Source organism: Gelidibacter maritimus (assembly GCF_014062315.1).
Lineage (GTDB): Bacteria > Bacteroidota > Bacteroidia > Flavobacteriales > Flavobacteriaceae > Gelidibacter > Gelidibacter maritimus.
This window is the reverse complement of the sequence record NZ_JACGLT010000006.1, coordinates 227637-252900: the sequence shown is the minus strand read 5'-3', so window position 1 is coordinate 252900 and position 25264 is coordinate 227637. Positions and strand designations below refer to the sequence as shown.

Here is a 25264-nt window from a genome sequence, read left to right as displayed (position 1 = left end):
AATCGGAATATCTTCATGGATTAACTAATTTTGCAAATAACATAACAGATCGTATCTGAGGAGCAATTTTATTCTTTTATATTATTTCATTTCGAACAAAATTATTTTAGAAAACAAATGAGCTTTCACACCATCATTTCAGAATTTAGAACGAAACTAGCGAGTCCACAAAGCCAGGCTAAAATCACACAGACGGATATTGACCAGTTTTATAATAAACTCAACGGCCTAAAGTTTCTATTTTTTAAAAAATACTACAAAAAATATATTGATAACCTCAATCGGTTGAAACCCGATCCGAAAGATAAAACCCCGGATTGGACGCTTTTACAGGTCGCCATTGCAGAGAGCGAATATAAACCTACCAAGCCATTCGATATATTCATACATCGTATTAAGTATGACTATGCACTGACATCAAAATTTTTTATTAGGCACCAGAAAAAGCAAAACCTGAAAAAACTAAATGCGCCAGGTAAGGTTGTTAAAGAAGAGACCAAGCCAAAAACAGAAAAGGAATGGATACGGGTACCAATTCCGCGAAGCCGACCTACATCTAAAAGCAATTAATAGCAAGCAAACATTTTAAGGTTTTAAATTGTGATTAAGAAAATGCTCACATCATATTAAACCGAAATTTCTTAAGGTTTTTTTTCACTAAGGTAATTCCAATATCTTTTTGGGACATGTTGGATATGAAGTTTGGTATTCTTTCTTGCTACGATATTTGTGGACTGAAAATAATTCTGCCATAAGGTTTGAAATTCAATCTCAGAGGGCGTAAAAAACTCATTCGTAGTTTGGGTTGGATCAAAGTTTGCGGGCAATGTTAAATTTATCACGTCTACCTTCTCTAAATCATAATACAATCCGTATTGACGTTTCAAATCATAGATAATCCATTTTTGATCTGCATAGCGACTTTTAAAGTGTTTGGAAATTAATGGCAACACATCAAAATCAGGTTCAATATTTGCGAAATAAATGTCATCCTTAGTCAATTTAAATCGTACAAAAGCCTCCATTCTATGCTTCTCTCTTCCGACACTTTTAGCGATTTGGGAGACTTTAAGAACCGTTTCGTTCCCAAAATCAGAATCAAGTGGAATCGTGCTCTTTAACGCCTGCTGAATATACGTTAACAAAAGGGATTCTACTTGAGGTTGCTCACTTAAAAAAGCATAATACAGTCGTAAACTTCCTCTTGCCGACAACTTGTTTTTAACACCCTGCCACACCCGATCAGCCTTTTTTAAATCCGTAATAATTTCTGTGCTTATTCCAAACAAAGATTCTTGCGTCTGATTTTTTCTTTGAAAAGAAACTTGCTTTAATTTCAACTCGTAAATTTCAAAAACGCAGGTTAGAAAACCATCAAATGTGCTATCATAAACAAGAATATGTTCTTCTGAAATCCTCATTTTATTCAAATAGATTCAATTGTGGACTTAAGATTTTTTGATATTTACTCGTACTGTTTTGTAAAATAATCGATTTCAATTGTGGTCCGGTCAAATCTCGTCTTTCAAAATCTCTGGAATCACAAACTAAAAAGTATTTAGCTCTATTCAAGGCGACCCCCATACGTTTAAGATGCTCCCAATTCAATTTTCTAAACTGTCGCGCTTGTATTATTTTATGAACTGACTTCATACCTAATCCTGGAATACGTGCCAACATAAGTTTATCGGCCTTGTTCACGTCAATAGGAAAATGCTGCAAGTTTCTTAAGGCCCAACCCAATTTTGGATCCACCTCCAAATCGAGATTTTGATGGTCGTTATTTAAAATTTCGTGGACTTCAAACCCATAAAAACGCATCAGCCAATCGGTTTGATACAGTCTGTTCTCTCGTAGCATGGGCACGTCTGTTCCAAGTTGGGGCAATCGGTGGTCGTAACTTATGGGAATATAACCTGAATAATAAACCCGTTTCAAATTGAACTTCTTATAAAAATAATTTGAGGTCCACATGATTTGCTGATCACTCTCACCACTGGCGCCGATGATCATTTGCGTACTTTGACCAGCAGGTGCATATTTGGGAGTACTCTTGATAATTTTTTTCTCAGATTGATATTGAGTGATTTCATTTTGAACTTTTCGCATCGGCTTCAAAAAGTCTTCCCGGTTTTTTTCTGGTGCCAACAATTTCAAACCTTCTTTTGTGGGAATTTCAATATTAACACTCAGTCTATCGGCATATAATCCAGCCTCTTTCATTAATTCGTCTGATGCGCCAGGAATAGATTTTAAATGAATATAACCGTTGAAATTCTCTTCCAATCGCAATTTCTTTGCCACCGCAACTAAGCGTTCCATGGTATAATCCGCACTTTTAAAAATCCCGGAACTTAAAAAAAGCCCTTCTATATAATTTCGTCGATAAAAATTGATGGTCAAATCCACCACTTCCTGAACCTTAAAGGCGGCTCTCTTAATGTCATTACTTTTTCGGGTCACACAATAGGCGCAATCAAAAATACAATGATTGGTCAGCAAAATTTTCAGCAAAGACACGCAACGTCCATCTTCAGTGTAGGAATGACAAATACCCATCCCCGTTGCATCTCCAATACCTTTATTGGTGTTTTTCCGATTGCTTCCACTTGAAGAGCAGGAAACATCATATTTAGCGGCATCCGCTAAGATTTTTAATTTTTCTTGAGTTCGTTCAAAGGACATGAAATATATTTAGGGCTGTTTAAATTGAAATCAAAATTAGAAATTTTTGATTTTATTGATTGTCCTTAAACCGTGTAAATCTAACTTAAAACCCTATTTATTCATTGTGCCATAAAAGATAACGGGTCCACTGTAAGAATGTACTGAGCAATCAGATTTTTTTAGGTATTTTATAAGATATATGAGTGAAATATATCGTAATTTATTCGACCGATTTCCACAGTATTCTAATTTTTTCCTTCCAAAAAACATTGCTCATTTCTTTTCTTTGTATTACATTTAGTTTATGACAGAAGTTGACATAGAAAAAGAAAATGCGGCTATTGCAAAAGCCTACAAAGAACTGCTTAAGGTAAGCTACCAAACCCTTACCGTTGCTGATAAAAAATTGATAAGGCAGGCCTTTGATGTGGCTGTTGATGCCCATAAAAACCAACGCCGAAAATCTGGTGAAGCTTATATCTTTCACCCTATTGCAGTGGCAAGGCTTGTAGCCCAAGAAATTGGGCTGGATGCGACGTGTATTGCGGCAGCTTTACTGCATGATGTTGTAGAAGACAGCCCAGATTATACCCTTGCCGATATTGAAGAAAAATTCGGTAAGACCGTAGCTCGAATTGTAGATGGATTGACTAAAATATCATCTTTGAGCAAAGAAGCAGACGTGTCAACCCAGGCAGAAAACTTCAGAAAAATGTTGTTGACGCTCAACGATGATGTCCGAGTTATTATCATCAAAATTGCCGACCGTCTCCACAACATGCAGACCATGGATTCCATGCGTTCAGACAAACAGGAGAAAATTGCCTCTGAGACCTTGTACATTTACGCACCTCTGGCGCATCGGATTGGGCTTTACAATATTAAGAGTGAACTGGAAGACTTAGGACTAAAATATACCGAACCTGAAGTCTATAATGAGATTCACAATAAAATCAAAGAGAGTAAGGAAGAGCAAGACGCCTATATCAAAGCATTTTCAAAAGTAATTGAAGATTCCCTGGATAAGGAAGGTTTGAGCTATGATATTAAAGGACGTCCAAAATCCATTTATTCCATCCGAAGAAAGATGCTCAAACAAGGTGTTTCCTTTGATGAAGTCTATGATAAATTTGCGGTCAGGATCATTTACAAATCTGATTATGCCAATGAAAAATTTCTGGCTTGGAAAATCTATTCTATCGTCACGGATCATTTTATTCCAAACCCTATCCGTTTGCGGGATTGGATTTCATCGCCTAAGTCTACCGGTTATGAAGCCCTACACATTACGGTAATGGGGCCCAAAGGTCGCTGGGTAGAAGTACAAATCAGAAGTGAGCGTATGAATGAGATTGCCGAGAAAGGCTACGCCGCACATTACAAATACAAGGAGGGTAATGCAGAGGATGCTTTAGACACGTGGATTGATAAACTACAGGAAGCCTTGGAAAGCAACGAAACCAATGCTGTCGATTTTGTAGAACAGTTTAAGCTGAATTTATATTCCAAAGAAATTTATGTATTTACCCCAAAAGGCGAATTAAAATCGTTGCCTAAAGGTGCCACTCCACTCGATTTTGCTTTTAGTATCCATACCGAAATAGGTATGAAGACGAGAGGCGCCAAAGTCAACGGAAAATTAGTTCCACTAAGTCACGAACTGCAAAGTGGCGACCAAGTAGAAATATTAACCTCAGAAAACATTAGGCCCAATAGTAATTGGTTGGATTATGCTACCACGGCCAGGGCGCGAAGTAAAATCAAATCGTCTTTAAAAGATGAAAAGAAAGAAGTTGCAGTAGATGGTAAGGAGATTTTAAGACGAAAGTTAAAGCAGCTTAAGATTAATCTCGACGAAAAATCCATCAATGAGATGGTAGTGTTCTTCAAACTAAAAACAAGTTTAGATCTGTTTTATAGGGTGGGCATTGGGTCTATTGATAATACCATGCTCAAGGACTTTGCTTCTTCAAGAAGCGGTGCCATTATGAGCTATATCAAAAGTAAGATCCGCAAACCAACGGTAGTCCAAAATATTGATAAAGATGAAATTACCGCCAAATATGATAGTTTAGTGTTTGGTAAGGAAGAAGAAAAGCTGGATTATAAACTTTCTGCCTGCTGTAATCCGATTCCAGGTGATGATGTTTTTGGGTTTCTAACCATCAACGAGGGGATAAAAGTGCATAAAAAGAACTGTCCCAATGCGCTGAGTCTCCAATCTAATTATGCTTACAGAATTATGCAGGCCAAGTGGATTGACTCTTCTCAGCAGGAGTTTGCTGCGCAAATTACATTATCAGGAATTGATAATTTAGGCTTGGTCAATAACATCACCAAAGTCATTTCTTCTAATATGCACGTCAACATGAAAAGCATTAGTTTTCAAAGTGATGATGGTGTTTTCTCAGGTAAGATCAATGTGGTTGTAAAAAATAACACCATGCTTAAAAAGCTCATGGAGAATCTCAAAAAAATTAACGGGATTGATAAGGTTATAAGAGTTTAAAAGGCGTAAATTTGCCCCCGAAGTTTCGGCATACATTATGAGTCAAAATACAAAACATAGCAATCAAGAAATAGTGAAAAATGTGTTCACCACATTTTTGGAAGGCAAAGGGCACAGAAAAACACCTGAACGCTATGCCATATTACAGGAAATTTATGATAATGACGAGCATTTTGATATAGAGTCTCTTTATATTAAGATGAAAAATAAAAATTATCGGGTGAGTCGTGCGACGTTGTACAATACCATCGAACTACTTTTGGAATGTGCCTTGGTGCGCAAACATCAATTTGGACAGAATCAAGCACACTATGAAAAATCTTATTTTGATAAACAACATGATCATGTCATCCTGACGGATACTGGCGAGGTTTACGAGTTTTGTGACCCGAGAATCCAGTCCATCAAAAAAACGATTGAAGAGGTTTTTGATATCTCTATCAACAACCACTCCTTATACTTTTACGGAACAAAAAACGAACCACCTAAAGATTCTTAAAAATGGCAGTAGATTTACTACTAGGACTACAATGGGGCGACGAAGGCAAAGGCAAAATTGTCGATGTACTTACCTCTAAATACAACATTATTGCACGCTTTCAAGGCGGCCCAAATGCGGGACACACCTTAGTGTTTAACGGCAAAAAACACGTCTTACATACCATTCCATCAGGAATATTCCATGAAGACACCGTTAATTTAGTAGGAAATGGTGTTGTGATTGACCCTGTCATTTTTAATAAAGAATTGGACAAGCTTGAAGAACAGAATATAGATTATAAAAAATCGCTTCTAATTTCTCGAAAGGCCCATATTATTTTACCTACGCACCGTTTGTTAGACGCTGCGAGTGAAGCTTCAAAAGGCAAGGCCAAAATAGGCTCTACACTTAAAGGCATTGGTCCCACTTATATGGATAAAACCGGCCGAAACGGAATTAGAGTTGGCGATATTGAGTTGGCCAATTGGAAAGAAAAATACCGCGCTTTGGCCGATAAGCATGAAGCCATGATTGCGTTTTACAATGTGGATGTGGAGTATAATTTGAAGGAAATGGAAAACGAATTCTTCAAATCCATCGAAGTGTTGAAAACTCTAACGTTCATAGATTCTGAAGAATACTTGCACCAAGCCCATAAAAAAGGAAAAACTATTTTAGCAGAAGGCGCTCAAGGTTCTTTACTAGATATTGATTTTGGAACCTATCCTTTTGTCACCTCTTCCAACACAACGGCAGCTGGTGCTTGTACGGGGTTAGGAATTTCTCCTAATAAAATTGGAGAGGTCTATGGCATTTTCAAGGCCTATACTACCAGAGTAGGATCAGGTCCTTTCCCAACCGAATTATTTGATGAAGTTGGTGAAACCATGGGTCGCGTGGGCAATGAGTTTGGCGCTACAACAGGTCGTTCCCGTCGTTGTGGCTGGTTAGATTTAGTAGCGTTGCGATATGCTTGTCAAGTAAATGGCGTCACAAAATTGATTATGATGAAAGGCGACGTACTTTCAGGATTTAAAACCCTAAAAGTGTGTACTGCGTATAAATATAAAGGCGATGTCATCCATCATTTACCATATAATATTGAATCAGAAAACGTTACTCCTATCTACACCGATTTTAAGGGCTGGAACGAAGATTTGACTGATATGACCGATGCTTCCGATATGCCTCAAGCTTTGTTGGAATATATTGAATTCTTAGAAAAAGAACTTGAAATTCCGATTACCATTGTTTCTGTTGGTCCAGATAGAAAACAGACAATCATAAGATAAGTTTTATAACTAACCTGCCCGCACTTTTGGGCAGGTTAGTTATAGTATTACAACGGATTACTCTATTAAATGGTTGAACGGATTATTCTAATAAAAACCATTACATTCGTAAAATTTGTGTCGTAAATCCTCTTTTCCCTAATAATTCTGCCCTAAATTAATGTTAACGTAAAACAATGCTTAAAATAAAGAGTTACTTTTGAAAATCATCTGTCGCACATTGAAAGCATTATCTATTTTTACTGTTTTGTTTTTAAGTTTAAGTTTTTCAGCGGTATCGCAAACTGAAAGACTCAAGAAAATCCGTGTGGAATACTCAGGCTTTGTCGATTCTGACAGTCTTCGCGGCCCTGGGGTTTCCGTTTTCACCAGAGATAATACCCAACAAGTTCATTTCACCCATGAAGGTATTAATTTATGGTGTGACCAAGCTGTTTATTACGAGAAGGAAGACTTTATTGAAGCCTATAGTAATGTAGTCATGATACAGGGGGATACTATAAACATGACCGCCAAGTATGCCGAATATAGTGGTAAAACGCAACTGGCATTCGCTAGTGGTGATGTGGTGCTGACCGAGCCAAAATCGGTTTTGACCACAGATACCCTTCATTTTGACCGCGTCAAGCAGCAAGCATACTACCAAAGTAAAGGGAAAGTTGTGAGAGATACCTCAGGAACAATTACGAGCCAAATTGGTCGGTATTATATGAATAGTAAAAAATACCAATTCGTACAGGATGTGGTTTTGGTCAATCCAGAATATACATTAAATACGGATCATCTCGATTTTTATACTGAAACTGGCCATGCCTATCTTTATGGTCCTACCACAATTGTTGGCGATTCCAATACCATTTATGCTGAGCGTGGATTTTATGACACCAATAACGATACTGGCTATTTCGTGAAAAATTCAAAAATAAATTATGAGAATCGTGTTTTTGAAGGCGATAGCATGTATTTTGATAGGAAAATCAGTTTTGCTTCTGCAACCAATAATATCACGGTCACAGACACCATTAATAACAGTATAGCCCGGGGACATTATGCCGAAATATGGCGTGCCAAAGATTCGGTGTTCATCACCAAACGTGCATTGGCCATCACCGTTCAAGAAAAAGATTCCATCTATATGCACAGTGACATTCTAATGGTCACAGGAAAACCAGAGCATCGCATCACCAGAGCCTATTACAATGCCAAAATATTTAAAAGTGACTTAAGTGGAAAAGCAGATTCCATCCACGCGGACCATAAATCTGGCCTGACACAACTAATTAATTTGGAGCGCTTCTCCTCTACTGAGGCTTTTACCATAAAACGAAGGCCTATTCTCTGGAATCTGGAAAACCAAATGACTGGAGATACCATCCATCTTATTTCAAATCCCAAAACAGAGCAACTGGACTCGCTTGTTGTCTTTGACAATGCCTTTTTGATCAGTAAGGACACTCTTGATGCTGGTTATAATCAAATAAAAGGACAGCGGCTGATTGGACTATTTAAAGACAATGATCTTTACAATGTGGATATTATCAAAAATGCAGAAGTGATCAATTATTCAAGAGATGACGATCAGGAATTGATAGGGATAAACAAATCCAAATCAGGTAAAATTAATCTTAAAATTGAGGAGGAATATAAGATTATAACTTTGATTGATCAGGTAGATGGCGAAATATGGCCAGAATCAGAATTTCCAGAAAACGCAAGAAAACTGCGAGGTTTTGATTGGCGCGAAGAGGAGCGTCCAAAAAGTGTTGCAGATTTATTTTCGGACGATCCGCCATTGGAATTGCCAGTCATCAAAGGATTAGACGATTATATTCCACAAGAAGATTTCTTTGATGACGCTTTGTTACAGCGCGTTGAAGATGCAAAACCAAAAGACGCCAGAAAAGACGAAGAACAGAAAGCGTCACGGACCATTCCAAAGGCAGCAATTAAAAAAGAAGATTCATCAAAGGTAAAAACATTGCAAAAACCTCAGAAAAAAGACAATTAAAATGACCAGCGATTTTTTAGATCATCAAGCCCAAACAACACCGCACCCTTTAGCTATGGAAGTTTCCCACGCCGAAGGTTGTTATGTTTATGACACCAACAACAAAGCCTATCTCGATTTTGTTGCAGGCGTTTCGGCTTGTAGTTTAGGACATCGTCATCCAAAAGTGGTCAAAGCAATCAAGGATCAATTGGATAAATATTTGCACGTTATGGTGTATGGTGAATATATTCAGGAACCAGCGGTGCAACTGACAAAATTATTGGCCCAGCATTTGCCAAAATCCTTAGACTGCACCTACCTTGTCAATTCGGGTACCGAAGCCATTGAAGGTGCTTTAAAATTGGCACGTCGTGCAACCGGCAGAAGTCAGATTATTGCGGCGCATCATGCCTACCACGGCAATACCACGGGCGCCATGAGTGTTATGGGCTACGAAGAGCGCAAACGAGCTTTCAGACCCTTAATGCCAGATGTGAACTTTATAACCTATAACAATAAAGAAGATTTAAATCAGATCACCCCTAAAACTGCTGCGGTTATCTTAGAAACCATCCAAGGTGGTGCAGGCTTTATTGAGCCGCTTGACAACTACTTGACCAAAGTAAGAACACGGTGTGACGAAGTAGGCGCCTTACTTATATTGGACGAAATTCAACCAGGTATAGGCCGTACCGGAAAATTATTTGGCTTTGAACATTACAACTGTATCCCCGATATTCTAGTCACTGGAAAAGGTCTCGGCGGCGGCATGCCAATTGGTGCGTTTACGTCATCTAAAGCCATGATGCACACCTTACAGGATTTTCCAAAATTAGGCCATATTACAACCTTTGGAGGCCATCCTGTTATTGCTGCTGCAGCATTGGCAACCGTAAAAGAAGTAACAGAGAGTGATTTAATGGCAGAAGCCCTTGAAAAAGAGCAACTATTCAGAAAACATTTAAAACACCCTTTGATTACAGAAATTAGAGGCCGCGGCTTAATGTTGGCTGCGATAACACCATCGGCAGAAATTGCAAACCAACTAATTTTAAAGGCACAAAACCGGGGTCTGATACTTTTTTGGCTACTTTTTGAGTCGAAAGCAATTCGGTTAACACCTCCTTTAACCATAACAAAGGATGAAATAGTTGAAGGCTGCCAAGTTATCGTCTCAATTTTAGACGAAATTTCATTATAATTGCTTAGGTTTGCACCCATCATAACTTACTGTTAACCAAACAACAACCCAAACTAATACAGATGACGCGCTGGTAATGTTAACTAATTTGTTGAAAACATTCGCCTTAAAATTCCCTTTTCACTGAGGATAGCGTTACATTTAATTGAACGAACAATACAAAGTGCTTATGGAGTTTAGTCAACACGACGACGACAATAATTATTCGCTGACCAAATTTGAATCCATGTTGAAAACAAATAACGTGTTGTTTTTTGATTCAAATGAATTTGAAAATATTATTCAATTCTATTTTGAGAATGGCAGAATTGCGCTCGCAAAGAAAGCCGTCAAATTGGGACTGGAACAACATCCGTCATCCATAACTTTAAGACTCTTTCAAGTTGAAATTTATATCTTAGAAGATAAATTGCCACAAGCAGAAAAACTTTTAGATTCGCTTCATGTCCTTGAGCCTTCCAATGAGGAAATTTATATTCAAAAAGCAAGTGTGCTTTCCAAGCGGCATGAACATCAAAAAGCAATTGATACCTTAAAAATTGCTCTGAAACTCATAGATGCTGAGGAAGATGAAGCTGATTTACAAGCCTTAATTGGCATGGAATATCTCTTTATGGACCAGTTTGACAACGCTAAATCCCATTTTATCAAATGTTTGGAATTGGATATGGAGGATTACTCTGCACTTTACAACATCATCTATTGTTTTGAGTTTTTAGATCTGCACGAAGAAGCTATTGATTTCTTAAACCGTTACTTGGACAAGAATCCTTATTGTGAAATGGCCTGGCACCAATTGGGTAGGCAATATTTTACTTTAAAAGACTATAAAAAGGCGTTAGCAGCATTTGAGTTTGCCATTATTTCTGACGACACATTTGTAGGTGCTTATCTTGAAAAAGGAAAAGTATTGGAGAAGTTGAAACAGTATAACGAAGCCATTGAAAATTACAATATGACCTTGGCGCTTGATGAGCCCACCTCATTTGCTTTACTGAGAATAGGAAATTGCTATGAAAAGCTGCATTCAGATGACTTGGCCGTTCAATACTACTATAAAACCGTACATGAAGATCCATTGTTAGACAAGGGCTGGATTGCGATTACACGATTTTATAACAAAAAGAAAGACTACCATAAAGCACTCTACTACATTAACAAAGCCATTAATATTGATGATGGCAATGTCAAGTATTGGAAGCTTTATGCACAAATCAATCATCGTCTCCATTTTATTGAAGAAGCAGAACGCGGCTATAAGAGAGCATTGGATCTTGGCAATTATGAATTAGATACGTGGCTCGCAAGAGCTGATGTCCTGATTAATTTAGGTGAGTATGAAGCGGCGGCCCTCAACCTTATTCAAGCAGCAGAATTTTATCCAGAAACCGCAGAGATTGAGTACCGATTGGCAGGCATTTATTTCACACTTATGGAAAATGAAAAGGCCCAATACCACCTCAAAAACGGATGGCTTCTCAATCCGGAATTTTCCTTTATTTTAGAGGAATTGTTCCCGATGATTATCGACCATCAAATGGTGCTCAATATTATTTCAAATTCAAAAAAAACCTCCAAGTAAAATTCTATATCTTTACGCTTCTTATTTGAAAAACTAAAGATGCAAAGACGCTTTATAGATTACCTATTCATTTCACTTAAAGGAATTGCAATGGGAGCGGCAGACGCCGTACCTGGAGTATCAGGTGGCACCATTGCCTTTATTTCGGGTATTTACGAAGAATTAATAACCACAATCAGTGGCGTCAATTTGAGTTTGTTGACCACATTTAAAGACAGTGGTTTTTCTGCATTTTGGAAACAACTTAACGGAAATTTCTTAGTAGCCCTACTTACAGGAATTGTTATAAGTTTTGTTTCTTTTATGCGACTGGCAAAGTTTCTGATTGAAGAGCATCCAGTCTTAATTTGGTCTTTCTTTTTCGGTCTCATTGTCGCCAGCATCTTCTTTGTAGGCAAACAGATTAAAACCTGGAATTTGGGTACTATAGTTGCTCTAATATTCGGAACATTGGCAGCTTACTATGTTACCACCTTACCTTCCTTAGCAAATAACGACAGCCCCATATTTCTATTTTTTGCTGGAGCTATTGCTATTTGTGCAATGATCTTACCCGGAATTTCAGGATCTTTCATTCTGGTTATTTTAGGAGCCTATAAAACGCTTAGTGACGCTTTGCACGACTTCGATTTTAAACGAATAGCCCTTTTTGCAGTTGGAGCGTTGGTAGGACTTTTAAGCTTCAGTCGTATTTTGAAATGGCTGTTCAAGCACTATAAAAATACTACCTTGGCTGTATTGACCGGATTTATTTTTGGTTCGCTCAACAAAATATGGCCCTGGAAAGAGACCTTTACCATTTTAGAGAAATCTACGGGACAAAGGATACCCGTATCTCGAATTACGGAGTATGGCACCATTGAAGTGTATCAAAGAGAAATCAACGATTTTGATACCTACAAAATGGTATCAGAACATAGTGTTTCACCATTTCATTATTCAGAAATAAATAATGCTATCGACCCGCAAATAGGGATGGCGGCAGGTCTTATGGCCATCGGCTTTTTAACCATTTTCATCCTTGAAAGGATAGGCTCCAAAACTTCATAAATGCAAAGCACAAGAACCTTTAAAGATAAGATCTTCCTAGTCATTAAGGGCTTGGCAATGGGTGCTGCAAATAAAGTTCCTGGGGTTTCCGGTGGCGTTGTTGCCTTTGTAGCAGGGTTTTATGAAGAGTTTATTTATTCTTTGCAAAAAGTAAATAAAACCGCATTTAAGCTTCTGTTTAATGGAAGATACAAGAGCTTTTTCAACTATGTCAATGGACGCTTTTTGGGCTTACTTTTTTTGGGAATGGTGGTCAGTTATTTCAGTGTTTCAAAAATCCTGGACTATTTTCTTGTCCATTCCGAACTCTATGTTTGGAGTCTATTCTTTGGTATGATCATAGGCTCCATATACTATATCAATAAAGATTTTAGCGACTGGAATTATCAGACCATAAGCTCATTAATCATAGGTATTACATTAGGGGTTGCTATTAGTTTTTTGGATCCCGCGAAAGAAAACGATAACTTGATTTTTGTTTTTTTCTGTGGCATCATCAGTGTTTCAGGAATGACATTACCAGGGTTTTCAGGATCCTTTATATTAATCTTATTAGGAAATTACGTCCTATTGCTTGTTGATTCTGTCAATGCACTTTCCGATACATTTTATGAGATCATTGTGGGCGATTTTAGCCTTTTTCAAAATTCTGAGCGCATTCGAATGCTTAAGGTATTAGCTGTGTTTACCCTTGGCTCCGTTGCAGGATTAGTAACCTTTTCACACATACTAAGTTATATTCTTAAACACTACAAAAGTATCACTATAGCGTCCATTATCGGTTTTATTGTCGGTTCTTTAGGTGTAGTTTGGCCATGGAAAAAAACCATTTATAGAATGACCGACAACGGCGGATATATTTATGATTCAACCGGTAAAAAGGTAGTTTTAAATTATGAACGATTTATTCCTGACCTTAATGGTGAAACCTATATGGCAATTGTATATATTGTGGTAGGAATTGCCATTGTATTAGGATTAGAATGGTACGGAAAAAAAACTCGAAAAATTAATGTCTAAATTCGGTCTGATTGGTAAAAATATCGACTATTCATTCTCAAAAGCGCATTTTACGGCCAAGTTTGAAAATGAGAAGCTCCCCTATTTTTACGAAAATTTCGATATTTCCAATATCTCACAATTTACTGAGATTCTAAATAACAACAATGACATCTTAGGTCTGAACGTCACTATACCGTATAAAGAACAAGTCATTCCATATTTGGATGAACTTCATAAAACAGCTGAAGAAATTGGCGCAGTCAACACTATAAAGTTCTATCCCTCCGGAAAGATGAAAGGCTACAATACGGATTATTACGGATTTATGAAATCGTTAAAACCGTTTCTGAAACCACATCATAGCCATGCACTAATCCTGGGTACGGGAGGAGCTTCGAAAGCGATTGCTTATGCTTTGAAAAAACTGAAAATAAGTTTTGATTATGTATCGCGACGTCCGAACCCCAAAGCCATGTTTCTATATTCAGATTTGACGGAAGACATCATTAAAGACCATCAGATCATCATTAATTGCACGCCCATTGGCACCCATCCTGAAGTCAACGCATGTCCTGATATTCCTTACGATGGCATTAATAAAGAGCATCTACTTTTCGACTTAATTTATAATCCCGTGCAAACAAAATTCTTGAGGTGTGGCGAAATTCAGGGTGCCTCCATCTGCAACGGTTCCAAGATGTTGGAATACCAGGCTGAAAAAGCGTGGGAGATCTGGACCAAATAACCAAATTGTCCTAAAATTAGGTTTCTCTTTTGTAATCTAAGGGGTTGTTAGTATATTTACTTGCTTACAATTGCACGAAAATTAATCAATATGACCATGTCAGAGAAAGATAACCTGCACAATGCAGATGGAAACGATATTAAAAAAAAAGAGGCTATTACCCCTGAAAAATCAGCGACTAATGACCAAAACGCTTCAAGCGACGCTATCACGTCAACCGAAAAGACTGATACACCTGATGCTGTAGAGGGCAATGGAAACCCCCTTGAACAAACAACTCCAGAAACACCTAAAGAGGAAGCTGTAACGGAAACATCTTCAACGGAATCCGATGCTGCTGAATCTGAAACAAGCAGCCCAGAAGAGGCCCCTGCCAAGAAGAAGGATGCGCAAGAAGAAATTGAAGCCTCTAATGCTGAAGATGCTGAGGACGACAGCAATGTTGAGCGTCACAGTTTGGAGGAGAAAGATTATCACGCCATGTCCATGGATCAATTGGCTGATGAATTTGAAAGTTTGTTGAAAAACAAAAAAGTTCAAACCATCAAATCTCCGGTTGAAGAAATCAGAACAGAATTTAATTCTAAGTTTTCAGAAGTTCTTGAGGAAAAGAAAGATGACTTTCTAAGTGAAGGAGGTCATGAAATTGATTTCTTCTATTCCAGTCCGGTTAAGAAACGTTTCAATGCCATTTATAACGATTATCGGAACAAACTTAATGCTTATTATAAAACGCTTGAAACCAATCTTAAATCGAATTTAGAAACCCGATTACGTATTATTGAAGACATTAAAGGTCTACTTAATGTTGAAGAAAATATTAACACCACATACAAGCATTTTAAAGATTTGCAGGAAGAGTGGCGAACCGCCGGACCAATTCCAAGAGATAAATACAATAATGCCTGGAATACTTACCATCATCATGTTGAGATTTTCTATGACTTTCTGCACCTCAATCGCGATTTACGCGATATGGATTTCAAACATAATCTGGAACAAAAGCTAAAAATTATAGAGCGCGCCGAAGAATTGGCCAAAGATGACAATTCCAATAGAGCCTTTAGAGAGTTACAGGTACTCCATAAAATGTGGAAAGAAGATTTAGGTCCTGTTGGCAAAGAACACAGAGAAGCTATTTGGGAACGTTTTAGCAATGCCACCAAAACCATACACGATAAGCGTCAAGCTTATTACGCTGATGTGGACAAAGCCCACGAAGCCAATCTGGAAAAAAAGGAGGCTATTATTGCTAAAATTGAAGAGGTAGCCAAAGACAATGTCAGTTCACATCAAGCTTGGCAAAATAAGATCAAGGTCATTGAAGGCCTGCGAACTGAATTTTTCAATGCTGGCAAAGTACCAATTAAAGTGAATGAAGCCACTTGGGCGAAATTTAAAGGTGCCGTTAGAACTTTCAATAAAAAGAAAAATACTTTTTATAAAAACCTCAAAAAAGAACAGTATACCAATTTGCAAAAGAAATTGGAACTGATCAAGATAGCTGAGGACAATAAGGATAGTGGCGATTTTGAAACTGTTACGCCACTCATGAAGAAGATCCAAAGTGATTGGAAGCATATTGGCCATGTACCGAGAAAGGATAGTGATAAGATCTGGAAGCGATTTAAAGCGGCTTGCAACCATTATTTTGACAAGATCAATGCTGAACGAAATGCTGCCAATCAAGAACAAGTAGATGCTTTTGAGAAGAAAATGCAACTGCTTGACGAAATAAAAGAGCTGAAGTTAAGCGGGAATGCAGAACAAGATCTGGAGACCATCAAGCAAAAAACCGAAGCATGGAATGCCTTAGGGCAAGTACCACAAAATAAACGTTTTATTGAGGGTAAATTCAATAAAACGGTTGATGGTTTATTCAATAAATTAGAATTGGACAAATCTGAGGTTGAAATGATCAAATTTGAAAATAAATTAGAGCATCTATCGCAGCCTGATGACACTCGACTTTTGGACAATGAACATCACTTTATCCGTAAAAAAATTGATGAAGTCAAAGGCGAACTCAACCAGCTTGAAAACAACCTACAGTTTTTTTCAAACATAGATGAGAGCAATCCTTTAGTGAAGGATGTGTTGAAAAACATTGAAAATCACAAAGAAAACTTGGCTATGTGGGAAGAAAAGTTCAAAAAACTAAAGGAGTTATATTAACATTTTTTATATAGTGAAAGAAAGTCCATTTTTAGTATTGAAAATGGACTTTCTTTTTTGGTTTATTCTCGAGAATAGGGTCATGTTCTTTGAGATTGGATTGCATGTGTAACCTATGTCTTTCTAAAGAACTTATAGTATAGCCCGACTAAAAGTCAAAAATTTTGCTCAGAGTCTAAATTTGAATGGTTACCGTAAGCCTAAATTTTAATTACATTTGCAAACCCTATACCTTTGTTTATTGATCATATCACTTTGAAAAGCTACAATCATGTATAAAGTTAAATTCACGCCATACCGAGAAAGTTTAGGCAAAATAATGTTTCGACAGACCAAAGACGGGAAAGGAATTTCCTCGGATGGACGCTATCAGTTTTACATTGATGAAAAAATTGAAGAGCCAGATTTCTGGGTAGTTCAGGGCAAAGGTGTTAGAGGGTCTGAAAGTTGTAAGGTTGCACCGGAAAACACCATTTTATTGACAACAGAGCCAAAATCGGTTCTTGTTTATCCCAAAGGATACATCAATCAATTTGGAACAATTTGTTCTTGCCAAGAAGACACAAAACATAAAAATTTAAAATTAGGCCCCGCTATTCTTCCATGGTTTGTAGGTTTTAAAAAATTAAAAAACAATGAGGTTACTTACTCTCTAACCTATGATGATTTAATGACCAATGAAACACCAAAGAAAACAAAACTCATTTCTGTCATCACGAGTAATAAAGCATTTACAAAAGGACATCTCGAAAGAATTGAATTTGTTGAAAAGCTAAAGGCTTACTATGGAGATCGGTTGGATGTGTTTGGGCAAGGGTTCAATAGTTTTGAGGATAAATGGGATGTTTTGGCACCCTACAAATATCATATAGCCATTGAAAATTCCTCAGAAAAATATTATTGGACCGAAAAAATATCAGATTGCTTTTTGGCGGAGACCTTTCCAATTTATTATGGCTGCAAAAATCTCTCAGATTATTTTGATAAAGATTCTTTTCAATCTATAGATATTCAAGACTTTGATGCTGCGGTTGCTATTATAGATAAGGTAATCAGTGAAGATACCTTCGAAAAAAGAAGGTCTCATTTAAAAGAATCAAAGATGAAGGTTCTTACAGAATACAATATGTTTGACTATGTTGCCCAATTATGTGATCAGATGAATCCAGATCTACCAAAACAGATGGTAACAATCCATAAATGTAATTCATCAAAGGATTGGCGAAATTTATACAATTACGTAATTAAGCATTCATTATTTAAATGGAAGCAAAAATTAAAAGAAGTGTTTAAAGGTAAGTCTGTATTATATAAGGAGTAAGATTCAAAGGCATAAATTACAAACTGGCCTAAAAATCAAATCCTACCTGTGAAAACAGGTAGGATTTTGACCCCTAACTAAACTAAATTTTTAATCTTAACTAATACCGCTTAAAATATAATTAAGATTACCTACTTATGATTTTGAAACTTTAAGATTAAGTTCCAATATAATATATATACGTCCGTAGTCTCATGTTTGGATTACGGGAATGAAAAAAGATTATACTTTTTTTGCTTCCTCCCAAAAGACATCCATTTCTGACAAGGTCAATTCAGACAAGGACTTATTGATTTCTACAGATTTAGCTTCTAAATATTGGAATCTTTTGATGAATTTTTTATTTGTTCGCTCCAGAGCATTCTCCGGATTTATCTTCAAAAATCGTGCGTAATTGATTATGGAGAACAATACATCGCCAAGTTCGCTCTCCATTCTGTCAGCATTTCCACTCGCCACTTCCATTTTTAATTCGTTGAGCTCTTCCTCTACTTTTTCGTAGACTTGTTCAGGACGTTCCCAATCAAACCCTACACCTGCCACCTTATCTTGAATACGATTGGCTTTTACCATTGCGGGTAAGCTTTTAGGCACACCTTGCAAGACACTGGTTTTACCTTTTTCTTTTAGTTTTATCTGTTCCCAATTGCGCTTGACATCTTCCTCATTGGCAACTTCTACATCGCCATAAATATGTGGGTGACGGTCTATCAGCTTATCGCAAATGCTGTGGCACACATCGGCAATGTCAAAACTATTGGTTTCACTACCTATCCGAGCATAAAAAACAATGTGCAACAACACATCGCCCAGCTCCTTTTTGACCTCGTCCAAGTCCTTATCTAAAATGGCATCACCCAACTCATAAACTTCCTCAATCGTCAAATGCCTAAGGCTTTCCATGGTCTGCTTTTTATCCCACGGACATTGCTCTCGCAATTCATCCATAATCGTTAAAAGTCGGTCAAAGGCTTGTAATTGTTCTTGTCGTCGTGTCATGAAGATTATTTTTTATCCAAAATTCAAAATTACGAAATTGATGATGGCAATGAAGGTTATTGTTCAGAATCTTATTAGTAGAATGAAGTACTTAGTATTAAGTATTAGGGGCCACCCTAACGTACCTTTCCCTACCTGAATGAATCCGTCCTTGAAAGCGTTTCAGAGAAATTGGGGATTGGGGATTGGGATTAGGGATTTCTTTAATTGTGCTATTAGCTCCAAAAACTTATCGTCAAATTGTCTTCAAAATAAAACCCCACAATATTCAAATAACATTGTGGGGTATGTTAAAGTATCAAGTCTTTATACTTAATACTTATATCTTAATACTTCTTAGGTTTTTCTTGCACTCGTGTTTTTCGCAGTACCGCCTTTTTTGGAAGATGATGCTTTTGCGGCATCGTTTCTTGCAGCCGTAGATTTAGCAGTAGTTTTGGCTTGCGCTCCTTCAACTTTCTTAGTGGCCGTAGAACTTTCTTCCTCTTCTTCGTCTAAAGCAGATAACAGATCATTCTTTTGTAGGATGTTATACCATTGGATTACCTTCTTGATATCACTTGGATACACACGGTCTTCATCATAATCCGGTAAAACGTCAAAGAAATATTCTTCCAATTTATCTTTAGAATCTTTATGGCTGATAGACGTTTCTTTACCTTCTTCTTTATCGCGTACTTTTTTCAAAACTTCACGTAATGGCACTTCTTCAGTTAGTGTATACATGGCTATTTCACTTAAAACACTCACATTGCTATGAATATTCACCGTTATGCGCTTATTATCAAGTAAGGATTCTGCTACAAAACCGCTACGTGTTTGGGTTACAATTTTATATAGCCCTGGTTTTCCTGAAATGGATAAAATCTTGTCTAAACTCATATTCGTTAAATGCTTTTAATTTTGAAGTTGACAAATATATACTTTTGCCTTTACGATTGTATAAAATTAACGTTTCTTTTTCATGGCTGGGAAACGCATCTTATAATCTACACTAATGTTTCCTTTTGAAATATTATTCAATCTGCTTTTGATCAAACGTTTTTTTAAGGTGGACAATTTATCGGTAAATAAGATGCCATCAATATGATCATACTCGTGCTGGATTACTCTAGCAACAAGCCCCTCAAATTCTTCAACATGCGTTTTAAAACCCTCATCCTGATATTCAAGCTTTATCTTTGGTTTTCTAAAGACATCTTCACGAACCTCCGGAATACTCAAACAGCCTTCATTAAATGCCCATTCATCGCCCGTTTCTTCAAGAATTTTCGCATTGATGAAAACACGTTTAAAATCCTTTAATTGTGATTGCTCCTCTTCTGTCAAATCTTCATCTTCGGCAAAAGGAGTCGTATCTATAACAAACAAGCGGATTGGGAGTCCAATTTGTGGTGCTGCCAAACCGACGCCATACGCGTCATACATGGTTTCGTACATATTGGCAATGAGCTCGCTCAAGTTGGGATACTCTGCCGTGATGGTTTTGCATTCCTTTCTTAATACGGGATCGCCATAAGCAATAATGGGTAAAATCATTGTTCTTTAAATTTTCGACTGCAAAAATACAATTCTTATTAGAATTTTAGAGGCTTAGAATAAAATTGTTAAAGCACATTTATTGATTGTACAAATAACTTTGAAGAATAATTGTTGCACTGATTTCATCCACCAAAGCTTTGTTTTTCCGCTGTCCTTTTTTAAGTCCACTGTCAATCATGGTTTGAAATGCCATTTTTGAAGTAAAGCGTTCATCAACACGTTTAACCGGCATATCAGGAATTGATTTGGAAAGTTTCTTTAAAAATGTTTGGATAGACTCTTCACTTTCAGAGACTTCATTGTTCATTTGTTTGGGCTCACCGACAAGAAACAACTCTACATTTTCTTTAGAAATATAATCCTTCAAAAAAGGCAAAAGTTCTTTTGTGGCAACTGTAGTCAATCCGGAAGCGATGATTTGAAGCTCATCGGTTACCGCGATACCAGTGCGTTTAGTTCCATAGTCTATTGCTAAAATTCTTGCCATAATAATCCCTTTGAAAAAAGGAATCTCCTTTTTACCGTTTATACTGGCAAAGTTAAGGGAATTTAATTACTGACTCTAGGTTTTTGAAACTCAATCTTCTAAATTTTATCTTTTAGATAACGATAATACAAAAAACATATACTCCATGTAATTTCAATTGACCGTACCCCTTTTATTGCTCAATATTTCCCTTTACGAATTTTACGTTTATATTTGTGAAAATTTAACTTTAGACATGGATCAACTTCAACAAAACATAGAAAATGCCTGGGAAAACCGTGAATTGCTCAAAGAGAAAGTCACCATCGAAAGCATCAAGAGTGTCATTAGTTTATTGGATGAAGGCACTTTAAGAGTTGCGGAGCCTACAGAGAATGGGTGGCAGGTGAACGAATGGGTCAAAAAAGCGGTAGTCCTTTATTTCCCAATCCAGAAAATGGAAACTTTTGAAGTGGGGATTTTCGAATATCACGATAAAATTCCTTTAAAACGCGGCTATGCCGATAAAGGTATTCGTGTGGTTCCACACGCCGTAGCGAGACATGGGGCCTATATTAGCAAAGGTACAATATTGATGCCCAGCTATGTAAATATTGGTGCCTATGTAGACGAAGGTACTATGGTTGATACGTGGGCTACAGTTGGAAGTTGTGCACAAATTGGTAAAAACGTACATTTGTCTGGAGGTGTTGGAATTGGTGGTGTTTTAGAACCGCTTCAAGCTGCACCAGTAATTATAGAAGACAATGCTTTTATTGGGAGTAGATGTATTGTGGTTGAAGGCGTAAAGGTTGAAACCGAAGCTGTTTTGGGGGCCAATGTATGCCTTACCGCTTCCACAAAAATTATAGATGTGACCCAAGAAAAGCCTATTGAAATGAAAGGCGTTGTCCCAGCACGTTCAGTTGTGATTCCTGGCAGTTATGCTAAAGAATTTCCTGCTGGCACCTACAATGTGCCTTGTGCCTTGATTATTGGAAAACGTAAAGAAAGCACCAATAAGAAGACCTCTTTGAATGATGCTCTGAGAGAATATGATGTAGCGGTGTAAATAGAAACGCCAACCTTGGGATAAGATGGCTTGGTGAGCTGCACGGAACTAGCGGGTGTTTGAGACTTTGAAATAGAATATCCAAATCCTGTTTCGGATTATAAACTCAATTTGCATCTGTTTATTAGGAGGAATCCTTGTATAAAAGGCGCTGTATTGATTAGTCCCAAATAGAATTTAGCAAAAGAGAACCCTATTGAGGTATCTATATGACCTCAATTCCTTTTAATATAAATAACCATATGTCTTACAAGTTTCTAATTTATATCTCTTACCGCTATGCAGTTCCAATAGGCAATCCGTTGGAGAAAGAAATTCTTCGTACTGGAAATACCGTTAAATGGTTTAGCGATACAGGCAATGGCAAAGAAGGTCTAAAGGGTAACCCCTATTTACTTGATACCATTCAGGAAGTAGTTTCCTATGAACCGGATGTGGTATTAGTTGCTACCGATGATGTTCCAGATTTTATAACCGGATTAAAAGTTCAGATTTTCCACGGCTTCTTTGCAAAAAAAAGGCCTCTGAAAAATGGAAAATTTTATCATTTCAGAATCCGGGGTTCTTATGATTTGTACTGTACACAAGGACCAAGTACAACTAGCGAGTTTAGCCGACTTGCAAATGAATTGAAATATTTTGAGGTTATAGAAACGGGCTGGAGCAAGGTAGACCCCATGTTTCCCTTAGAAGAAAAGCAAAATATTTTACCCGACTCAAATTCTCAGCTTCCAACCATAATGATTGCTTCAACCTTTACTGAACGCTTAAGCCTAGCTTATGACGACAAGGTTTTTGAGGAAATAAAAAGGCTATCAAAATCAAATGCCTATAAATTCATCATGGTTTTACATCCCAAGTTGCCCTTATATATCTTCAGAAAATGGCAGTCCTTGAACAACGAGAATTTTACGTTTTACGACACTACGGACTTAATACCATTATTTTTTAAAGCAGATATCCTTTTTGCTGATACGACATCGGCAATACAAGAATTTGTGCTTCAAAAAAAACCAGTTGTTACTTTTAAGCATAAGGTTTACGAAGAGTTTTTAATAGACATTGATAATGTCAATGCTATTGAAACAGCTTTTGAAAAAGCTTTAAATCCGTCCGAAGAGCTGATGGAAAAAATTGAGGCCTACATCCTTAATCTTCATCCATATAACGACGGTAAATCGAGTCAGCGTGTTATTAAAGCTTGTATTGAGTTTTTGCACAAAGATAAAAGCCATCTTAAAAAGAAACCACTCAATCTACTCCGAAAATATAAAATAAGAAAACGCTTGGGGTATTTCACATTTAAAAGCTTCAACAGACCATATACTATAAAAAAACAACAGAACACATAGAATTTATTTGAGGCTAAACCAACTTATTTGTTGCGATTATATTGAAGTTACAAACACGTCTACTTAATATTTCCATCGAAATTTGAACCTTAATTAATAGATCCTGTTGCTGGATTATTAATAGATACAACAATAACGACCAATAGCAATGCCTTCAACTAAAGATGGCCTCAATGATTTTAGTAATGTAATTTCACATTACTACAGCGGGGTCGATTTATCCATTACTTAATAGATGCCTAAAGGTTGCATTCCATAACGCAAAAAACCTATTTTTGCATTTAAATTAAATTTGATCAAAATCAACCCTTCACATGCATACGCTTACTGCTATTATTCCTACCGGCAACGAGATTCATAATATTGACGCAGTCGTAAAATCTGTTGATTTTGCCGATGAAATTCTCGTCGTAGATAGCTTTAGTACCGATGGTACTTTTGAAAAAGCACAGGAATTGGCAACAAAGGTTATTAGGAGAGAGTATCAATATTCCGCTTCTCAAAAAAACTGGGCTATTCCTCAAGCTACGCATGAATGGATATTATTGGTCGATGCTGATGAACGTGTGACTCCTGAATTGAAAATAGAAATTTTAGAAATTCTTAAAGATCCAGATCCGAATATTGTGGCCTACAAAATTGGAAGAATCAATCATTTCATGGGTGAGCGCGTCCATTATAGCGGTTGGCGCAATGACAAGGTTACTCGATTATTTAAACGTGACTTTTGTATCTATGAAGACAAGCATGTACATGCTGAGATCATTCCAAATGGTGAAACTGCCACTTTAAAAAATAAATTCCTGCATTACAGTTATACTACACTTGACAAATACATAGAAAAAATGAACAGGTACGCCACATGGCAAGCCAAGGATTATGATCCAAAAACTGGGTCTTTAACGCCTTATCATTTTGTGATTAAGCCTTTTTGGGGATTTTTCAAGCATTATATCGTACAAAGTGGTTTTCGAGATGGTGTGGTAGGATTAACTATAGGTTATATGCAAGGTTATGTCGTTTTTATGCGCTATGTTAAATTGTGGCTCTTAAGAAAAAACAGGGAATAATTTTTTAAACCTGGGGGTTGGGAGTGAATGGGTGGCGAGTGATGTATAGAGTTTAGAAAAAAAATGGACCGATCAGTTTGATTTTAAACTTCATTTTCAAGTTCAATTTCAATTTATAAAATATGCAAAAAGAAATATCAAATGCTTTACAAGTTTTAAAGGACGGTGGACTCCTACTCTATCCCACGGATACTGTTTGGGGCATAGGCTGTGATGCTACCAATCCTGAAGCTGTTAAAAAGGTGTTCCAGCTTAAAGAGCGTGAGGATAAGAAAGCCTTGATATGCCTGGTGGCCGACGATAGGATGTTGAGCAAGTACGTTAAGGAGATTCCGAAAGTGGCTTACGATATTTTTGAGGTTTCTGAAGAGCCCATCACCATTATTTATGATGAAGCTCAAAATTTGGCCGAAAACTTAGTAGCAGAAGACAGATCGATTGCCATCAGAATTCCAGATGACGATTTTTGCTTTCAACTGCTCAGACGATTTGGCAAACCCATTGTTTCGACATCAGCCAATAGAAGCCATGAAGCCACTCCAAAATCATATAAAGAAATCACACCCCATATTTTAAAAGGTGTGGACTATATCGTAAATTTGCATCGCGAAAAAAATTGTTCCAAACCATCCTCAATTATTAAGTTGAGTGCAAACGGGAGGGTGAAGATCATCAGATAATTAAAACACCAAAATTCACATTCCAAATTCCAAAAATCCATTTGGTATTTAGATTTTGAAATTTGAAT

Annotated in this window: 21 protein-coding genes and 1 pseudogene; 16 read left to right on the top strand and 6 right to left on the bottom strand. The window is 37.1% G+C overall.

Annotated elements, in window-relative coordinates; genetic code table 11:
- Nucleotides 1-117 precede the first annotated feature (117 nt).
- Nucleotides 118-570, top strand: a complete 453-nt coding sequence (locus H3Z82_RS09970; RefSeq protein WP_182205355.1) for a hypothetical protein — start codon at nucleotides 118-120, stop codon at nucleotides 568-570.
- 71 nt (nucleotides 571-641) lie between these two features.
- Here the strand turns inward: H3Z82_RS09970 and H3Z82_RS09965 are convergent, their stop codons facing one another.
- Nucleotides 642-1421 (bottom strand): TIGR03915 family putative DNA repair protein, encoded by a 780-nt coding sequence (locus tag H3Z82_RS09965; protein WP_182205354.1) that lies wholly within the window; start codon nucleotides 1419-1421, stop codon nucleotides 642-644.
- A 1-nt stretch (nucleotide 1422) separates the two neighbouring features.
- Nucleotides 1423-2685: a putative DNA modification/repair radical SAM protein gene (locus H3Z82_RS09960; protein ID WP_182205353.1), complete on the bottom strand. Its 1263-nt coding sequence runs from the start codon at nucleotides 2683-2685 to the stop codon at nucleotides 1423-1425.
- 286 nt (nucleotides 2686-2971) lie between these two features.
- Here H3Z82_RS09960 and H3Z82_RS09955 point away from each other — a divergent pair, with 286 nt between their 5' ends.
- From H3Z82_RS09955 to H3Z82_RS09905, 11 genes are all read left to right on the top strand, one after another.
- Nucleotides 2972-5176: a RelA/SpoT family protein gene (locus H3Z82_RS09955; RefSeq protein ID WP_182205352.1), complete on the top strand. Its 2205-nt coding sequence runs from the start codon at nucleotides 2972-2974 to the stop codon at nucleotides 5174-5176.
- 37 nt (nucleotides 5177-5213) lie between these two features.
- Entirely contained in the window at nucleotides 5214-5675 is a 462-nt protein-coding gene (locus H3Z82_RS09950; protein ID WP_182205351.1) for a Fur family transcriptional regulator, read from the top strand.
- A 2-nt stretch (nucleotides 5676-5677) separates the two neighbouring features.
- On the top strand, nucleotides 5678-6949 hold the full coding sequence (locus H3Z82_RS09945) for an adenylosuccinate synthase (protein WP_182205350.1): 1272 nt from the start codon (nucleotides 5678-5680) through the stop codon (nucleotides 6947-6949).
- A 199-nt stretch (nucleotides 6950-7148) separates the two neighbouring features.
- Entirely contained in the window at nucleotides 7149-8957 is a 1809-nt protein-coding gene (locus tag H3Z82_RS09940; protein WP_235982423.1) for an OstA-like protein, read from the top strand.
- A gap of 1 nt (nucleotide 8958) precedes the next feature.
- Complete coding sequence (locus H3Z82_RS09935; RefSeq protein ID WP_182205349.1) at nucleotides 8959-10140, top strand: aspartate aminotransferase family protein; 1182 nt, start codon at nucleotides 8959-8961, stop codon at nucleotides 10138-10140.
- 169 nt (nucleotides 10141-10309) lie between these two features.
- Nucleotides 10310-11722: a tetratricopeptide repeat protein gene (locus tag H3Z82_RS09930; RefSeq protein WP_182205348.1), complete on the top strand. Its 1413-nt coding sequence runs from the start codon at nucleotides 10310-10312 to the stop codon at nucleotides 11720-11722.
- A 39-nt stretch (nucleotides 11723-11761) separates the two neighbouring features.
- A complete protein-coding gene (locus tag H3Z82_RS09925) occupies nucleotides 11762-12772 on the top strand; it encodes a DUF368 domain-containing protein (RefSeq protein ID WP_182205347.1) in 1011 nt (336 codons plus the stop codon).
- Nucleotides 12773-13792 carry a DUF368 domain-containing protein gene (locus H3Z82_RS09920; protein WP_182205346.1) on the top strand — a complete coding sequence of 340 codons (1020 nt, stop codon included), beginning with the start codon at nucleotides 12773-12775 and terminating at the stop codon, nucleotides 13790-13792.
- Nucleotides 13785-14519 (top strand): shikimate dehydrogenase family protein, encoded by a 735-nt coding sequence (locus H3Z82_RS09915; protein WP_182205345.1) that lies wholly within the window; start codon nucleotides 13785-13787, stop codon nucleotides 14517-14519. Before H3Z82_RS09920 ends, H3Z82_RS09915 begins: the two co-directional genes overlap by 8 nt.
- Before the next feature lie 96 nt (nucleotides 14520-14615).
- Nucleotides 14616-16694: a DUF349 domain-containing protein gene (locus H3Z82_RS09910; RefSeq protein WP_182205344.1), complete on the top strand. Its 2079-nt coding sequence runs from the start codon at nucleotides 14616-14618 to the stop codon at nucleotides 16692-16694.
- A gap of 271 nt (nucleotides 16695-16965) precedes the next feature.
- Nucleotides 16966-18015, top strand: a complete 1050-nt coding sequence (locus H3Z82_RS09905; protein WP_182205343.1) for a glycosyltransferase family 10 domain-containing protein — start codon at nucleotides 16966-16968, stop codon at nucleotides 18013-18015.
- 222 nt (nucleotides 18016-18237) lie between these two features.
- On the opposite strand, the gene mazG is transcribed toward H3Z82_RS09905, so the two are convergent.
- The 4 genes and pseudogenes from mazG to ruvX form a co-directional block, all read right to left on the bottom strand.
- On the bottom strand, nucleotides 18238-19014 hold the full coding sequence (gene mazG, locus H3Z82_RS09900) for a nucleoside triphosphate pyrophosphohydrolase (RefSeq protein WP_182205342.1): 777 nt from the start codon (nucleotides 19012-19014) through the stop codon (nucleotides 18238-18240).
- A gap of 456 nt (nucleotides 19015-19470) precedes the next feature.
- Nucleotides 19471-19896, bottom strand: a pseudogene (locus H3Z82_RS09895) (DUF5606 family protein); the annotation flags it as partial.
- 66 nt (nucleotides 19897-19962) lie between these two features.
- Nucleotides 19963-20553 (bottom strand): peptide deformylase, encoded by a 591-nt coding sequence (gene def, locus H3Z82_RS09890; protein WP_182205340.1) that lies wholly within the window; start codon nucleotides 20551-20553, stop codon nucleotides 19963-19965.
- A 79-nt stretch (nucleotides 20554-20632) separates the two neighbouring features.
- A complete protein-coding gene (gene ruvX / locus H3Z82_RS09885) occupies nucleotides 20633-21043 on the bottom strand; it encodes a Holliday junction resolvase RuvX (RefSeq protein ID WP_182205339.1) in 411 nt (136 codons plus the stop codon).
- A 235-nt stretch (nucleotides 21044-21278) separates the two neighbouring features.
- Here ruvX and H3Z82_RS09880 point away from each other — a divergent pair, with 235 nt between their 5' ends.
- The 4 genes from H3Z82_RS09880 (at nucleotide 21279) to H3Z82_RS09865 (ending at nucleotide 25196) form a co-directional block, all read left to right on the top strand.
- Nucleotides 21279-22094 (top strand): 2,3,4,5-tetrahydropyridine-2,6-dicarboxylate N-succinyltransferase, encoded by an 816-nt coding sequence (locus tag H3Z82_RS09880; protein WP_182205338.1) that lies wholly within the window; start codon nucleotides 21279-21281, stop codon nucleotides 22092-22094.
- A gap of 242 nt (nucleotides 22095-22336) precedes the next feature.
- Nucleotides 22337-23446 (top strand): CDP-glycerol glycerophosphotransferase family protein, encoded by a 1110-nt coding sequence (locus tag H3Z82_RS09875; protein WP_182205337.1) that lies wholly within the window; start codon nucleotides 22337-22339, stop codon nucleotides 23444-23446.
- A gap of 314 nt (nucleotides 23447-23760) precedes the next feature.
- A complete protein-coding gene (locus H3Z82_RS09870) occupies nucleotides 23761-24516 on the top strand; it encodes a glycosyltransferase family 2 protein (protein WP_182205336.1) in 756 nt (251 codons plus the stop codon).
- Between the two features lie 122 nt (nucleotides 24517-24638).
- A complete protein-coding gene (locus tag H3Z82_RS09865) occupies nucleotides 24639-25196 on the top strand; it encodes an L-threonylcarbamoyladenylate synthase (protein WP_182205335.1) in 558 nt (185 codons plus the stop codon).
- Nucleotides 25197-25264 lie beyond the last annotated feature (68 nt).

Bases quoted from the DNA above. Each gene is read 5' to 3' on its own strand.
- H3Z82_RS09920 (WP_182205346.1), top strand. From the start codon at position 12,773: ATGCAAAGCACAAGAACCTTTAAAGATAAGATCTTCCTAGTCATTAAG.
- H3Z82_RS09950 (WP_182205351.1), top strand. From the start codon at position 5,214: ATGAGTCAAAATACAAAACATAGCAATCAAGAAATAGTGAAAAATGTG.
- H3Z82_RS09965 (WP_182205354.1), bottom strand. From the start codon at position 1,421: ATGAGGATTTCAGAAGAACATATTCTTGTTTATGATAGCACATTTGAT.
- def (WP_182205340.1), bottom strand. From the start codon at position 20,553: ATGATTTTACCCATTATTGCTTATGGCGATCCCGTATTAAGAAAGGAA.
- H3Z82_RS09870 (WP_182205336.1), top strand. From the start codon at position 23,761: ATGCATACGCTTACTGCTATTATTCCTACCGGCAACGAGATTCATAAT.
- H3Z82_RS09905 (WP_182205343.1), top strand. From the start codon at position 16,966: ATGTATAAAGTTAAATTCACGCCATACCGAGAAAGTTTAGGCAAAATA.
- H3Z82_RS09935 (WP_182205349.1), top strand. From the start codon at position 8,959: ATGACCAGCGATTTTTTAGATCATCAAGCCCAAACAACACCGCACCCT.
- H3Z82_RS09880 (WP_182205338.1), top strand. From the start codon at position 21,279: ATGGATCAACTTCAACAAAACATAGAAAATGCCTGGGAAAACCGTGAA.
- H3Z82_RS09910 (WP_182205344.1), top strand. From the start codon at position 14,616: ATGTCAGAGAAAGATAACCTGCACAATGCAGATGGAAACGATATTAAA.
- H3Z82_RS09970 (WP_182205355.1), top strand. From the start codon at position 118: ATGAGCTTTCACACCATCATTTCAGAATTTAGAACGAAACTAGCGAGT.
- H3Z82_RS09930 (WP_182205348.1), top strand. From the start codon at position 10,310: ATGGAGTTTAGTCAACACGACGACGACAATAATTATTCGCTGACCAAA.
- H3Z82_RS09865 (WP_182205335.1), top strand. From the start codon at position 24,639: ATGCAAAAAGAAATATCAAATGCTTTACAAGTTTTAAAGGACGGTGGA.
- H3Z82_RS09915 (WP_182205345.1), top strand. From the start codon at position 13,785: ATGTCTAAATTCGGTCTGATTGGTAAAAATATCGACTATTCATTCTCA.
- ruvX (WP_182205339.1), bottom strand. From the start codon at position 21,043: ATGGCAAGAATTTTAGCAATAGACTATGGAACTAAACGCACTGGTATC.
- H3Z82_RS09925 (WP_182205347.1), top strand. From the start codon at position 11,762: ATGCAAAGACGCTTTATAGATTACCTATTCATTTCACTTAAAGGAATT.
- H3Z82_RS09955 (WP_182205352.1), top strand. From the start codon at position 2,972: ATGACAGAAGTTGACATAGAAAAAGAAAATGCGGCTATTGCAAAAGCC.
- H3Z82_RS09945 (WP_182205350.1), top strand. From the start codon at position 5,678: ATGGCAGTAGATTTACTACTAGGACTACAATGGGGCGACGAAGGCAAA.
- mazG (WP_182205342.1), bottom strand. From the start codon at position 19,014: ATGACACGACGACAAGAACAATTACAAGCCTTTGACCGACTTTTAACG.
- H3Z82_RS09875 (WP_182205337.1), top strand. From the start codon at position 22,337: ATGTCTTACAAGTTTCTAATTTATATCTCTTACCGCTATGCAGTTCCA.
- H3Z82_RS09960 (WP_182205353.1), bottom strand. From the start codon at position 2,685: ATGTCCTTTGAACGAACTCAAGAAAAATTAAAAATCTTAGCGGATGCC.